Source organism: Glycomyces sp. NPDC021274, from assembly GCF_040641195.1.
GTDB lineage: Bacteria > Actinomycetota > Actinomycetes > Mycobacteriales > Micromonosporaceae > Glycomyces.
Window position 1 is genome coordinate 267833 of the sequence record NZ_JBFADC010000001.1, and the last position, 12928, is coordinate 280760.

The window sequence follows — 12928 nt, forward strand, 5'->3', positions numbered from 1 at the left end:
GAAACCCCGTCTGATAGAACAACCCGGACGGCCCGCACCGGCCGCCCGGTCCACGAGGGCCGCATCCTCCGCAATGGAGGGTCCGGCCTCGAGACCCGAACGGAGCACCATGTCCGCACAGCACACCACCGACACCGCCCAGGACACCGCGGTCGACACCACTCCCGACATCGCCCTGGTCAGCGGCGCGACCGGGGGCATGGGCGGGGCCATCGCCGCCCGCCTCGCCGCCGACGGCGCCCTCGTCGTCATGCTCGGCCGCGACGCCGACCGCCTCGACGCCGCCCGCGAGCGCCTCGCCGACGCGCTCGCCCCCGAAGCCGCCGAGCGCCTGCACAGCCTGGTGCTCGACATCAACGACACCGCCTCGGTCGAAGCGGGCGTCGCGTCCGTCGTCGCCGAGCACGGGCGCGTCGACATCCTGGTGAACGCCGCGGGCGACGGGCCCGTGGCCCCGCTCGACCAGGCCGGCGACGACATGTGGGCGGCCACCTTGGGCGGCAAGCTCCTCGGCGCGATGCGCCTCACCCGCGCCGTCGCCGCCCCGATGACCGCGCAAGGCAGCGGCCGCATCGTCTTCGTCAACGGCGTCTTCCGCTCCGAGCCCGACCCGATGTTCGTCGTCAACTCCGTCGCCAACGCCGGCCTCGGCGGCCTCGCCAAGGCGATCTCCAAGGACTTGGGCCGCAAGGGCATCCGCGTCAACACCGTCGATCCGGGCGCGACCGACACGCCGCTGTGGTCGGACATCGTGGCCGACCTCGGCGCGAAGCTCGGCGTCGACCCCGACGAGCTCAACAAGCAGATCCAGGGCGGCGTCCCGCTGGGCCGCCTCGTCGACCCCGAGGAGGTCGCCGCCGCCGTGGCGTTCCTCGTCTCGCCGGGGGCCGCGATGGTCAACGGCGCCTTCATCACCGTCGACGGCGGCGCGCGGGCCTCGGTGTAGCGCCGTGACCGCCGTCAGCGCCCTGCCCACCGCGGACGACGCCGACCTCCTCGTCGTCCCCTGGCCGGCCGCGATCACCGCCGCCGCCGTCACCTGCGTCGCGGTCGCCTCCGTGTACCTGACGCAGCCGATCTTCCCCGAGATCGCCGCCCACTTCGGGGTCGCCGACGAGCAGGCCCGCTACGCCTTCACCGGCGCGAGCTTGGCCTACGCCCTGTCGTTCTTCCTCTTCGGACCGTTGACCGACCGGGTCCCGCTGCGGCTCATGGGCTCCGCCGGAGCCGTCGTCATGGCCGCGCTCCTGGCGGCGGCCGCGTTCAGCCCCGGGTTCGGCGTGTTCGTGGCCGTGCTGGCGCTGGCCGGGATCGCCGCCGCCGCTGTGCCTTCGGCGATGATCGCGCTGATGCCCCGCCTGGCCCCGCCGGGGCTGAAGGGGATGCTGTTCGGCCTCGTCATCGGCGCCTCGGTCGCGGGCATCACGCTGGGCCGCTCGGTCACGGGCGTCGTCACCGAGTGGACCGACTGGCGCACGGCGGTGGTGAGCGTCGCCGTGCTCAACCTCCTCGGTGCGGCGGCGATGCTGACGCTGCCGCGCCTGGCCTCGCCCGGCGACACCGGCAAGCCGCTGCGATCGGCGTACGCGGCGGTCCTCGGCCTGTTCCGGATCCCGGCCACCGTGCGCCTGCTCGCGCTGGGCGTGTGCCTGTTCTTCGGGTACCTCGGGGTCGCCACGTTCCTGACGTACCGGCTGCAGGCCGCGCCGTTCGGGTACGACGTGGCCGCGATCGGCCTGCTCAACCTCGCCGGGCTCGTCGGCGTGGTGGGCGCCCCGCTCGCGGGCCGGCTCGTGCCGCGGATCGGCGCGCCCGCAGTGGTGTTCGCCGGCCTCGGCACCGTGCTCGCGGGCATCGCACTGCTCGGGTTCGCCGCGCACCCCGCGGTGGTCGCGGCCGGGACGCTGCTGCTGTTCGCGGGCGTCTTCGCCTGCCAGCCGGCGGTGCTGGTCATGCTCGCCGCCGCCGCGCCGCCCGGCAGCCAGGGCGGCGCCTCCTCGCTGTACATGCTCGTCTGCCTGCTGGCCGGTTCCGCCGCCAGCGCCGCCCTCGGTCCGGTGTGGACCGGCGGGGGCTGGGCGGGCGTGGTGCTCACCGGGATCGCCGCGGTCCTGGCCGCGGCGGTCCTCGCCTCGGCCGCGCGGTCGGGGCGTCCCGTTCCGGAACCGAGTCAAGGAGGAAACTGATGCCGTTCATCACCGTCACGACCTGGCCCAACCAGACCGACGAGCAGTGCCAGAAGCTCATCGAGGCGCTGACCGCGACCACGCACGAGGTCACGGGCGCGCCGCTGGACAAGATCACCGTGGTCGTCCACGAGGTGCCGCAGGCCCGCTGGGGCGAGGCCGGGATCATGGCCACGAACCCGGACTTCCCCGAGCTCAGCCGCCGCCGTTAACAAGTCGAAGGGACTGTCTGCAATGGACGAGCAAGCCGAACTCGGTCGCTACGACCGGGGCCTGGAGATCCTGCGGCGCCTGGCCGGGGAGGACGAGCCCGCGGTGACGCGGGACTTCAACGATGTCGCGCCGGACCTGGGGCGCCTCACCGTGGAGTTCCCGTACGGGGACGTGTACCACCGCTCCGAGCTGGACCTGCGCGAGCGGCAGCTGGCGACGATCGGCGGGCTGGCCGCGCTCGGCTATGCGCTGCCGCAGTTGCGGTTCCACATCGCGGGGGCGCTGAACATCGGCTGCAGCAGGCGCGAGATTGTCGAGGCGATCATGCACCTGGCGTCGTACACGGGGTTTCCGGCGGTGCTCAACGCGATCACCGTGGCGAAGGAGGTCTTCGCGGCGCGGGACGACGACGAGCCCGGTTACGCGGACGCGGCGCCCGAGCCGGAGGGTTCGCGCTACGAGCGCGGCTGGAAGGCCCTGTCGGAGATCGACGGGCACGCGGGCGAGGCGGTGATCGAGAACCTGAAGTCGATCGCGCCGGACCTGGGGCGGTACATCATCGAGTTCGCGTTCGGCGACCTGTACGTGCGCGGCGGACTGGACCTGCGCTCGCGCGAGATCGTGACGATCGCGGCGTGCACGGCGCTGGGCAGTGCGCTGCCGCAGTTGAAGGTGCACATCCACGGTCTGCTCAATGTGGGCGGGACGCGGGAGGAGGTCGTGGAGACGATCCTTCAGATGGCCGTGTACGCGGGTTTCCCGGCGGCGTTGAACGCGATGAACGCCGCGAAGGAGGTCTTCGCCGACCGCGATTGACGTGCCGTGAGCGAAGGCCGGTCCGCACGGGGACCGGCCTTCTGTCGTGTCTCAGGCGAGGAGCAGGAGCACACTGATGAGGACCATGGCCGCGGCGGTCGCGAAGTGGACGCCATAGGCGGCCGCGCGGGGTCCCTTGGCACGCAAGACGATCAGGCCGTCGAAGACCGGCATCACGGCGGCGGCGAGCATGACCCAGCCGGCGAGCGCGGTGGTGCCGAGCAGGGTGGCGACCAAGAGCATAAGGCCGGTGCCGACGTCGCGTCCGCCTTTCACCGTGAGCCAGTGATTGAGGACCGGGTCGTCCTCGGGGGTGCCGGGGATGCCGAAGCCTGCGAAGAACTGGGGCTTGAGCATGCCGGTGGCGCCCATGGCGACGACGGCGAGGCCGATGAGTGCGGCGAGGGCGGTGGCGATGATGTCGAGCATGGGGGTGGTTCCTTCCGGAAGGCGTGTATGAGCTCTAGCAGTGCTAGATTCAGGTGCAACGATAGACTGTCTCTGATCGAAAATCTAGCAGTGCTATACTTCTGTGGTGACCGCCACTGAACGCCGTGAACGGCAACGCGCCGAACGACACCAGCTGATCATCACCGCCGCCCGCGAACTCGCCGAGGCTGAAGGCTGGGACGCCGTGACCACCCGCAAGCTCGCCGACAAGGTCGAGTACAGCCAGCCGGTCCTCTACGGCCACTTCGCGAACATGGAGGCCATCCGCGATGCCGTCGCGATCGAGGGCATCGCCGAGATGGCCGAGCAGCTGCGGGAGGCGCGCCTCGCCGTCCCCGAATCGGAAGCCGTCCGCGCGATCTGCACCGCGTACCTGGCGTTCGCGGCCGCGCACCCCGCCGCCTACCAGGCCATGTTCTCGCTCCCGACGCAGGTCAAGTGGGCCCATGCCGAGACCCCGGCCCCGCTGCGGGCCGCGTTCGGCGAGATCGTGAGCGCCTTCGGGACGTACAACGAGCAGAATGCAGCGCTGGCCGAGCTCATCTGGGGTTCCCTGCACGGCATGGCGGTCCTGCTGCGCAGCGGCCGGATCCCGCAGGACGTGCAGGAGCAGCGGCTCGACCTGCTCGTCGCGCTGTTCGCGAACGCCCCCGCCTGAGCCGGGCCGCCGGGGCCGCCACGTTCCTATACTGGCGGGCATGGCATCGCGCATCAGTGAGCTCGTCCTCGACTGCGAGGACCCGGAACGGTTGGCCGCGTTCTGGAGTGCGGTCCTCGACTACGTCGAACTCGACCGCGAGCCTGACGGCAGCATCGAGATCGGCCCGGCCGGCGTCGGCTTCGGCGGGCTCCAGCCGACCCTGATCCTCAGCCCCAGCACCGATCCGAAGCCCTGGAAGCTCCCGCTGCACCTCGACGTCAACGCGACCGACCGCGACCAGGACGCCGAACTGGAGCGCCTGCTCGCCCTGGGCGCCAGGCCCGCCGACGTCGGCCAGACCGGCGACGAGAACTGGCACGTGCTGCAGGACCCCGAAGGCAACGTGTTCTGCCTCCTCCACCGGCGGCTCAAGCCCGCCTGACCGCACCGGCCGGCAGGCGGTGCTCCCCCGCCGCTATAACGCGAAAAGGGGCCCACCGCAGCAGCGGTGGGCCCCTTGGAAAACCGTAACGAGGAACTAGTCCTCGGTCTTCTCCTCTTCAGCGTCCTCGGCCTCGGCGTCGGCCTCGGCGGCCTTGCGGCCCGGGAAGAGGTCCTCCTCGGTGAGCTCGGTGCCGGAGGCGTCCGTGATGGACGCTTCCTTGACGACCTCTTCGAGGGCGAGCTGCTGGCGCAGCGACGCGGCGATCTGCTGGAGGCCGCCGTTCGTGCGCAGCTCGTCGACGAACTTCTGGAACTGGTCCTGCGGGACCCCGCGCTGCTGGGCCTGGCGCACGACCTCGGCGGTCATGAGCTCGCCGGAGACCTCGAGCTCGCGATCACGGGCGATCTTGCCGAGGATGATCGACTGGCGGAGGCGGGCCTCCGAGTCGGCGACCATCTCGGCCTTGAACTCGTCCTCGGTCTTGCCCATCATCTCGAGGTACTGCTCGAACTGCGCGAGCGCCTCGGCGGTCTCGCCGTCGTGGCCGCCCTTCATGTGCATGATCTCGTGCTCGACGTCCTCGGCCACGACCTTCTCCGGCAGCGGCAGTTCGACGGCCTCGAGCAGCGCCTCGAGGGTCTTCTGGCGGGCCTCGTTGGCCTTGCCGGTGCGGGCCTGGGTCTCCAGGCGCTCGCGGGTCGCGTCGCGCAGCTCGGCGAGGGTGTCGAACTGGCTGGCCATCTCGGCGAAGTCGTCGTCCAGCTCGGGGAGCTCGCGCTCCTTGACCTGGGTGACCTTGACCTCGACGTCGGCGGTCTCGCCCTCCTGCTCACCCGCGAGGGTGGACTGGATGGTCTTCTCGTCGCCCGCGGACATGCCAATGAGGGCCTCGTCCAGGCCGTCGAGCAGGTTGCCCGAGCCCACCTCGTGGCTCATGCCGGTGACGGAGCCGCCCTCGACCTCGGCGCCGTTCTGGGTGGCGAGCAGGTCGAGCACGACGAAGTCGCCCTCGGCCGCGGCGCGCTCGACGGTCTTCAGCGACGAGAAGCGCAGACGCTGGGACTCGAGGTCCTTGTCCACGTCCTCTTCGCTGACGCCCTCGGCCTCGACCGTGACCTTCAGCGAGGCGAAGTCGGGGAGCTCGAACGCGGGGGTCACGTCGGTCTCGACGACGAACTCGAAGGGCTTGCCCTCTTCGATCGGCTTGACCTCGGTCAGTTCGGGGCGGCCCAGCGTGTTCACGTCGTTCTCGGTGACGGCCTTGTTGAGGTTGGCCTGCACGGCCGGGTCCATCGCCTGCGCGTAGACCGACTCGCGGCCGATGCGCTGGTCGATGACCTGGCGGGGCGCCTTGCCGGGACGGAACCCGGGGACGCGGACCTGCTGCCCGACCGTCTTGTACGCCTCGTTGATGAACGGCGCCAGCTCCTCGAACGGCACCTCGACCGACAGCCGCACCCTGGTCGGGCTCAGGGTCTCGACAGTGCTCTTCACAGACGTACTCCTAGATCATTTCGCTCGATTGCCTTGCGACATTGACTTGCGTCGGGGCGGGGGGAAGCCAAAGGCCGCATCGGTCCGCCGGCAGCGCAGCATCGACCCCCGCTCCGACCGAGTCTAGGCCGCCGCACCACCGCGGCCCCGGCGGGTGTGGTCGATATCGCCGCTCGCCACCCGTAGCGGGGACTGCGGCCAGGCCGAGCCGCCGGTGCCGAGATCGCCTAGACTACGCCCTGCAATCGTTCTCAGGAGGAGTCGGACGGCCCGGCACCCGGCACCGGGAGCGACGCCCCACCCCGAACAGGAGTGAACGCTGTGGTTTCACCCGCAATCCTCGTCTTCACCAAGACGACCGGTTTCCGCCACGACTCGATCCCGGCCGGCGTCGCGGCGGTCGAGCGCATCGCCGCCGAACTGGGCTTCGCGACCGAGCACACCGAGGACGCGGCCGTGCACAACCCGCTCGACCTCGCCCGCTTCGCCGCCACCGTGTGGCTCTCCCCCTCCGGCGACGTCCTGGACGAACTCGAGCGCGCCGCGCTGGCCGACTTCGTGACCGGCGGCGGCGGCTGGTGCGGGGTCCACGCCGCCTCCACCGCCGAGCGCTCCTGGCCGTTCTTCCGCGAGCTCGTGGGCGCCCGCTTCATCGGCCACCCGCCCGGGTGCACCCCCGGTGAGATCGACGTGGTGGATCAGGGGCACCCCGCGACCGAGCACCTGCCGAAGCGCTGGTCGTGGACCGACGAGTGGTACAGCTTCGACGAGCGCCCGCAGGGCTGGGAGATCCTCCTGGAAGCGGACGAGGACACGTACGACACGGCCGACCTCGCCATGGGGAACCCGCACCCGATCGCCTGGCACCGCCGCCTCGAGGCCGGCCGGTGCTTCTACACGGCCCTGGGCCACGCCGCGGAGGCCTACGAGGACGACGTGTTCCTCGCCCACCTCGAGGGCGGCCTCAGAAGTGTGTTGCCGCCCCGCTGAGGCGATGCGCTACACTCGTTTGCGTCCGCTTCGGCGGGACGCGCGGGTGTAGCTCAATGGTAGAGTCTCAGTCTTCCAAACTGATTGCGCGGGTTCGATTCCCGTCACCCGCTCAAGCGATCGAAGCCCTCGGCCGGCAGGCCGGGGGCTTTCGCCGTGCCCCGGCCCGCGGGCGCGGTGCATGAAATCCGCGCGCGGCGGGTATCTCCGTTCCGCTCGCCTCGCCAGGAGGCGACCGACGCACGGAGGGGGCAGGCCATGAGTGGCGATGTCGTAGACCTGATCATGCAGGACCACCGCGAAGTGGAACGTCTGTTCGACAAGATGCGGCAGTTCCCGGACACCCGCGCCCTGGCGGCTCCGGTCCTGTCGGCGCTGCTCATCGCGCACAGCCGCGCCGAGGAGTCCGCGGTCTACCCGGCCGCCAAGGACGAGGCGGGCGAGACCGAGGAGGTCGCGCACAGCCAGGAGGAGCACACGCAGGCCGAGCAGATGCTCAAGCAGCTGATCGAGACGGACCCCGAGTCGTCCCGGTTCGAGGAGGTGCTCGCCCAGCTGGAGGAGGCGGTCACCCACCACGTCCAGGAGGAGGAGTCCACGGTCCTCCCCCACATGAAGGAGCACCTCTCCGAGCAGCGGCGGATGGAGCTGGGCGCGGCGTTCGCGGCCAGCCGCGCCGAGCACCTCGGCGAGCGCCCCGGCGAGGCCACCAAGGAGGAGCTCCAGTGGCAGGCGCACAACATGGGCATGACCGGGACGTCGAGCATGGGCAAGGCGGAACTCGCCAAGAAGCTGAAGGCCAAGGCCGGCTGACGCCGCCGGACTCCGGGCCGGGCCCCGTCCTCATCGCCGCGCGCGCGGCGGGGGCGGGGCCGTCGCTCGCCTTGGGGCGGAACGGCACAGCTATGCGCCCGAAGTTGTATCCGTAAAGCCCGGAAGCGCTTGCCCCAAGCGTTGTGCATCGAAGTACGTCAATGTAATCTGTTGGGACCCTCACGGAAGTCTCACTCGCAATCCCGGCATGAGTGGTCTCACCGTTGACGCCGGCCCGCGCTTCCGAGCCGCGCCCTCCTCACCGTCGATGATGGACTGTGCCTCTGGTCAGACAAGGAATCTGCCATGGCATCATCGATCGACCCCCCGTTCAGCGCACGACGCGCACTCCGATACGTCCTCGTCCTGGCCGCCGCGATCGCGGTCGCCGCCACTTTCGCGCTCGCACCGCAGTTCAACCGGGCGGAGGCCCAAGTGACCGCCGCTTCGGAGTGGGACGGCGCGAACTGCGATGTCGCCGTCCCGGGCAGCTGGGCCTCGAGCTCGCTGCTCCCCGACCCGTTCACCAGGATCGACGGCACCCGCGTCGCCTCCCAGAGCCAGTGGGAGTGCCGCCGGTCCGAGATCAAGGAGCTCGCCGAGCGCACGGTCTACGGCGACAAGCCGCAGCCCGACAGCGTCACCGGTGCCGTGACCTCCTCGCGGATCACCGTCAACGTCAGCGACAACGGCCGTTCTACGAGCTTCTCGGCGAGTGTGCAGCTCCCGAGCGGCACCGGTCCGTTCCCGGCCGTCATCGTCTACGGCGGCTTCGGCGCCGACACCAGCACGATCCTCGCCACCGGCACCGCGGTGATCAACTACGACCCCGGCGCCGTCGGGGCCGAGGGCACGCCCCGCAACAACAAGCAGGGCGCGTTCTACAACCTCTACGGCGCGACCAGCACCACCGGCGTGCTCATGGCCCAGGCCTGGGGCGTCAGCCGCATCATCGACGTGATCGAGCAGTCCGGCGGGAGCATCCTGGAGCCGACCACCGGCGTCACCGGCTGCTCCCGGTACGGCAAGGGCGCGTTCGTCGCCGGGGCCTTCGACCAGCGCATCGCCCTGACGATGCCGATCGAGTCCGGCAGCGGCGGCGTCTCGGCGCTCCGCTCGATCCCGCAGGAGAGCGGTTCCCAGCCGCTGAGCAGCACGTACAACGAGCAGCCGTGGCTCGGCGACGCGTTCAGCGCCTACACCGGCAACCCCGCCGGGCTCCCGGTCGACACCCACGAGGTCGTCGGCATGATCGCCCCGCGCGGCCTGTTCATCATGGACAATCCGCACGTCGAATGGCTCGGCGCGCGCTCCGGCGCGGTCGCGGCCCTCGGCGGCGCGGAGGTCTACAAGGCGCTCGGCGCGGGCGGCAACCTCTCCTACCACTCGAACGTCTCGGACGGGACCCACTGCGCTACGCGCAGCGAATGGCGGACCCCGCTGCAGCAGAGCATCAACAGGTTCCTGCACGGCACCGGCAACCCGCCCGCGCTCATCAACATGCACGCGAGCAAGTCGGCGAACCTGTCGCAGTGGCGCAACTGGACGACGCCCACGCTGACGCCGGGCGGCCCGACCGAGACGACCACCCCGGCCCAGACCACCACGCCCGCCGAGACCACCTCGCCGCCGCCGGGCGGTTCGGGCTGCACCGCAACGGTGCAGGTCGTGAACGAGTGGGGTTCGGGCTGGCAGGGCAACGTCCGCATCACGGCCGGGTCCAGCGCGATCAGCGGCTGGACCCTGACCTGGACATGGCCGGGCGGCCAGCGCATCACCAGCTCCTGGAACGCGTCCGTGACGAGTTCGGGCGCCGGCGTCACGGCCGAGGACGTCGGCTGGAACGGCGCGATCGCCGCCGGGCAGACGGCGACCGCGTGGGGCTTCGTCGCCAGCGGCGCGAGCACGGCACCGGCGGTGACCTGCACGCCCGCTTAAGCGAGAGGGCCGGGGCGCTGCGGCGCCCCGGCCCGAACGCGTCACAGGATGCTCCCGTGACATGAGTGGTCTGCATGCCCGCTTGGTACGTTCCGGGCGTGTCCGACCCCGTCCCGTCGCTCAGGCTGCGCAGGCTGGCCGTCCCGATCTACGGCCCGAACCTGCTCATCGCCGTCGGCATGGGCGCGGTCGTGCCGCTCATCGCCCTCTCCGCCCTCGACCTCGGCGCCAGCGTCACGCAGGCCGCGATCATCGTGGGGCTCATCGGATTCGGGCAGCTCGTGGGCGACCTGCCCGCCGGGTCGCTCGTGCAGCGGTTCGGCGAGAAGCGGGTCCTGCTGGTCGCGTGCACCGTGGAGGCCGCAGCCCTGCTGGTGGCCTCGCGGACCGAGTCGCTCGCGGTGCTGTCGGCGTCGGTGTTCGTCGTCGGGCTGACCTCGGCGGTGTTCGGGCTGGCCCGCCACGCGTATCTCTCGGAGGCCGTGACGCTCGCGTTCCGCGCCCGCGCGATGTCGCTGCTCGGCGGGACGTTCCGCATCGGCGGCTTCATCGGCCCGTTCGTCGGGGCGTTCCTCATCGAGCAGTACTCGTTCGAGGCGACTTACGCGTTCGCGGCCGGGACGAGCCTGGCGGGCGGGCTTCTCAGTCTCGCGCTGCCGGAGCTGCGGGCTGCGGGGCCGACCGTGGCCGTGCCGGAGAAGCGCAGCATGTGGTCGGTCCTGGTCGCGCACCGCAGGGTGCTGGCCACGCTCGGGGCCGGGGTCCTCTTCGTCATGATCGCCCGCGCCTCCCGTACGGCGATCATTCCGCTCTGGGCCGCGCACCAGGGCCTCGACGCGACGACCACGAGCCTCATCTTCGGTGTCGCGGCCGGGGTGGACATGCTGCTGTTCTACCCGGGCGGGGCGATCATGGACCGCTTCGGCCGCATGTGGGTCGCGCTGCCCGCGATGCTCGTCATGGGGGCGGGGTTCCTGCTGCTGCCGCTGTCGGGGACGGCGCTGGCGATCGGCTCGGTCGCCTGCCTCATGGGGCTGGGCAACGGCATCTCCTCCGGCATCGTGCTCACCCTCGGGGCCGACGTGGCCCCTGACGAGGGCCGCCGCCAGTTCCTCGGCGGCTGGCGGCTGTGCGGCGACCTCGGCGGCATCGCCGGGCCCGGGCTCATCAGCCTGGTCTCGCTGGTGTTCCCGCTGGGCGCGGCCGCGATCGCGCTCGGCCTCATCACCTGGTTCGGCGCGGCCTGGCTCGCGAAGTGGGTCCCGGTCTACGACCCGGCGCGGGAGCCGCGCGAGAAGGCGCCGGTCTAAACCTGTTGGCCCGCAATCGGTCCCGGAGCGCATACTCGTGCGAACGGGAGGAGGCCGGTGCGGCTCGAAGGCAGGGAGTGGCGCACGCTCGTCGGCACTGCCCGACTGGGCGCGGCCTCGTATCGGGTGATCCGGCCCGAACGCCTGCCCGCGCACGCGGTGCTGCACGACGATCGTGCGGGCCACCAGTTGTCGGTGGACAAGGCCGCGAGTGTCGAGCTCGTGATCGCGTGGTGGCTCGCGGCGAACTCCCCGCGGAGCCTGATCTGGTTCCCGTTGCGGACAGGCGCCTTGGACTGCGGTGCCTCGCCCGGGTCTCGGCGGCTCGACCTCGTACTGCTCCACCACAGCCTGGGTTTCCGTGTGTCCGAATGGAAGCAGGTGCGCTCGCGGTTCGCGGCGCCGAAGGTCCACAAGGTCACGATGCCCGCCGGAGCGCTGCCCTCCTACGAGGCGGGCTTCCCCGATGAGCGGTTCCACCGGGAGTTCCGCGACCACCTCGACGCGAAGATCGCGGCCGACACCCTCTTCGTGATCGGCAGCCGAGTCGCCTTCGAGCGGGCGGGCGCTTACCTCCGCGAGTTCGCAGAAGCGAGCCCGGCCTTCCTCGCCGGGAAGCCCGAGGCGCACTGCTGCGCCGAGATCGGCATGGGCCGCTACGGGTCGCATTCGTACGCTGAGCTGCACGTCGAGTGCTGCAACCGGCACTGGTGAGGCACGTCAGCGTCGCGACAGGGGCGCGACAGGTCCGGCGCGCAGTCTAGGGGCACAGCGGGAGCCCCCGCCGACAACGCCTCTCAGCGAAGGACACGAACGATGAACGCCCTCGAAACCGCCTGGTCCGGCCTGGTTCCCGTCGACGACACCGCCCTCTACGTCACCGACACCGGCGGCGACGGTGTCCCCGTCGTCTACTGCAACGGCCAGTTCGCGACCATCGGCTACTGGAAGCACGTCGTCGAGGAGCTCGGTTCGGGCTTCCGGCACATCAACTTCGACGAGCGCGCCCGCGGCAAGCATTCGCAGCGCTCCTCGGACTACTCCTTCGAGGCCTGCGTGCGGGACGTCGACGCCGTGCTCGAAGCGCGGGGCGTCACCGGCCCGGTGCTGGTCGTCGGCTGGTCGTACGGCGCGTTCGTGGCCGCCCACTGGGCCAGCCGCAACCCCGAGCGGTGCATCGGCGCGGTGCCCGTCGACGGCGCCCAGCCGCACGACTGGCTCGACGACGCCATGGAGATCCGGATCCGCAAGCTCTTCAAGCGGCTCAGCCCGGTCACGGCGATCCTGCGGCCGACCGGCCTGACGCCGAAGCTCAGCGCCGCGCAGCAGGCCGAGTGCAACATCGAGCTGGGCCGGATCTCCCTGGAGCGCAACCTCGGTCCGGTGCTCGACGCGATCACCGTCCCGACCCGGTACGTGCTCGCCTCGGGGGCGTCGTTCGGCAGCAAGGGCGACGAGCAGGAGCAGATCCGCGCGAGCCTGGACAAGGTGGTCGAGCGCAACCCGAACATCGAGGTCTTCGCGAAGGTCGCCAGCAACCACGACCTGATCTTGAAGAAGGACTTCGCCTCGGTGGCGGACGCCGTGCGCGAGGTCGCCGTCCTCGGCGGCGCGACCGAGTGACCGGGGGTCG

General features: G+C 71.1%; 14 protein-coding genes and 1 tRNA gene. 13 read left to right on the forward strand and 2 right to left on the reverse strand.

Annotated elements, in window-relative coordinates:
* Positions 1-109: 109 nt before the first annotated feature.
* Genes AB0I03_RS01155 through AB0I03_RS01170 form a run of 4 tightly spaced genes read left to right on the forward strand, consistent with a single transcriptional unit; the run spans position 110 to position 3215 of the window.
* The gene (locus tag AB0I03_RS01155) at positions 110-946 is read left to right on the forward strand and encodes an SDR family oxidoreductase (protein ID WP_360404416.1); all 837 of its coding nucleotides are present in this window, start codon (positions 110-112) and stop codon (positions 944-946) included.
* Positions 947-950: 4 nt separating this feature from the next.
* Positions 951-2186, forward strand: a complete 1236-nt coding sequence (locus AB0I03_RS01160; protein ID WP_360404418.1) for an MFS transporter — start codon at positions 951-953, stop codon at positions 2184-2186.
* Positions 2186-2398, forward strand: coding sequence for a tautomerase family protein (locus AB0I03_RS01165; RefSeq protein WP_360404420.1), 213 nt, complete (start codon positions 2186-2188; stop codon positions 2396-2398). Before AB0I03_RS01160 ends, AB0I03_RS01165 begins: the two co-directional genes overlap by 1 nt.
* Before the next feature lie 22 nt (positions 2399-2420).
* On the forward strand, positions 2421-3215 hold the full coding sequence (locus AB0I03_RS01170; RefSeq protein WP_360404422.1) for a carboxymuconolactone decarboxylase family protein: 795 nt from the start codon (positions 2421-2423) through the stop codon (positions 3213-3215).
* Positions 3216-3266: 51 nt separating this feature from the next.
* Here AB0I03_RS01170 and AB0I03_RS01175 read toward each other — a convergent pair whose 3' ends face one another.
* The gene (locus AB0I03_RS01175) at positions 3267-3644 is read right to left on the reverse strand and encodes a DUF4267 domain-containing protein (protein ID WP_360404425.1); all 378 of its coding nucleotides are present in this window, start codon (positions 3642-3644) and stop codon (positions 3267-3269) included.
* A gap of 106 nt (positions 3645-3750) precedes the next feature.
* On the opposite strand from AB0I03_RS01175, the gene AB0I03_RS01180 reads away from it, so the two are divergent.
* Positions 3751-4323 (forward strand): helix-turn-helix domain-containing protein, encoded by a 573-nt coding sequence (locus tag AB0I03_RS01180; RefSeq protein ID WP_360404428.1) that lies wholly within the window; start codon positions 3751-3753, stop codon positions 4321-4323.
* A gap of 40 nt (positions 4324-4363) precedes the next feature.
* On the forward strand, positions 4364-4747 hold the full coding sequence (locus AB0I03_RS01185; protein ID WP_360404431.1) for a VOC family protein: 384 nt from the start codon (positions 4364-4366) through the stop codon (positions 4745-4747).
* 96 nt (positions 4748-4843) lie between these two features.
* Here the strand turns inward: AB0I03_RS01185 and tig are convergent, their stop codons facing one another.
* Positions 4844-6244, reverse strand: a complete 1401-nt coding sequence (gene tig, locus AB0I03_RS01190) for a trigger factor (protein ID WP_360404434.1) — start codon at positions 6242-6244, stop codon at positions 4844-4846.
* 321 nt (positions 6245-6565) lie between these two features.
* On the opposite strand from tig, the gene AB0I03_RS01195 reads away from it, so the two are divergent.
* The 7 genes from AB0I03_RS01195 (at position 6566) to AB0I03_RS01225 (ending at position 12918) form a co-directional block, all read left to right on the forward strand.
* Positions 6566-7234, forward strand: a complete 669-nt coding sequence (locus AB0I03_RS01195) for a ThuA domain-containing protein (protein WP_360404437.1) — start codon at positions 6566-6568, stop codon at positions 7232-7234.
* Positions 7235-7276: 42 nt separating this feature from the next.
* Positions 7277-7347 (forward strand) — tRNA-Gly (locus AB0I03_RS01200).
* Positions 7348-7492: 145 nt separating this feature from the next.
* On the forward strand, positions 7493-8047 hold the full coding sequence (locus AB0I03_RS01205; RefSeq protein ID WP_360404440.1) for a hemerythrin domain-containing protein: 555 nt from the start codon (positions 7493-7495) through the stop codon (positions 8045-8047).
* A gap of 306 nt (positions 8048-8353) precedes the next feature.
* Positions 8354-9985 (forward strand): cellulose binding domain-containing protein, encoded by a 1632-nt coding sequence (locus tag AB0I03_RS01210; RefSeq protein ID WP_360404443.1) that lies wholly within the window; start codon positions 8354-8356, stop codon positions 9983-9985.
* Between the two features lie 98 nt (positions 9986-10083).
* The gene (locus AB0I03_RS01215; protein WP_360404446.1) at positions 10084-11295 is read left to right on the forward strand and encodes an MFS transporter; all 1212 of its coding nucleotides are present in this window, start codon (positions 10084-10086) and stop codon (positions 11293-11295) included.
* 57 nt (positions 11296-11352) lie between these two features.
* The gene (locus AB0I03_RS01220) at positions 11353-12009 is read left to right on the forward strand and encodes a hypothetical protein (RefSeq protein WP_360404449.1); all 657 of its coding nucleotides are present in this window, start codon (positions 11353-11355) and stop codon (positions 12007-12009) included.
* Positions 12010-12111: 102 nt separating this feature from the next.
* Positions 12112-12918: an alpha/beta hydrolase gene (locus tag AB0I03_RS01225; protein WP_360404452.1), complete on the forward strand. Its 807-nt coding sequence runs from the start codon at positions 12112-12114 to the stop codon at positions 12916-12918.
* The last annotated feature ends 10 nt before the right edge of the window (positions 12919-12928 follow it).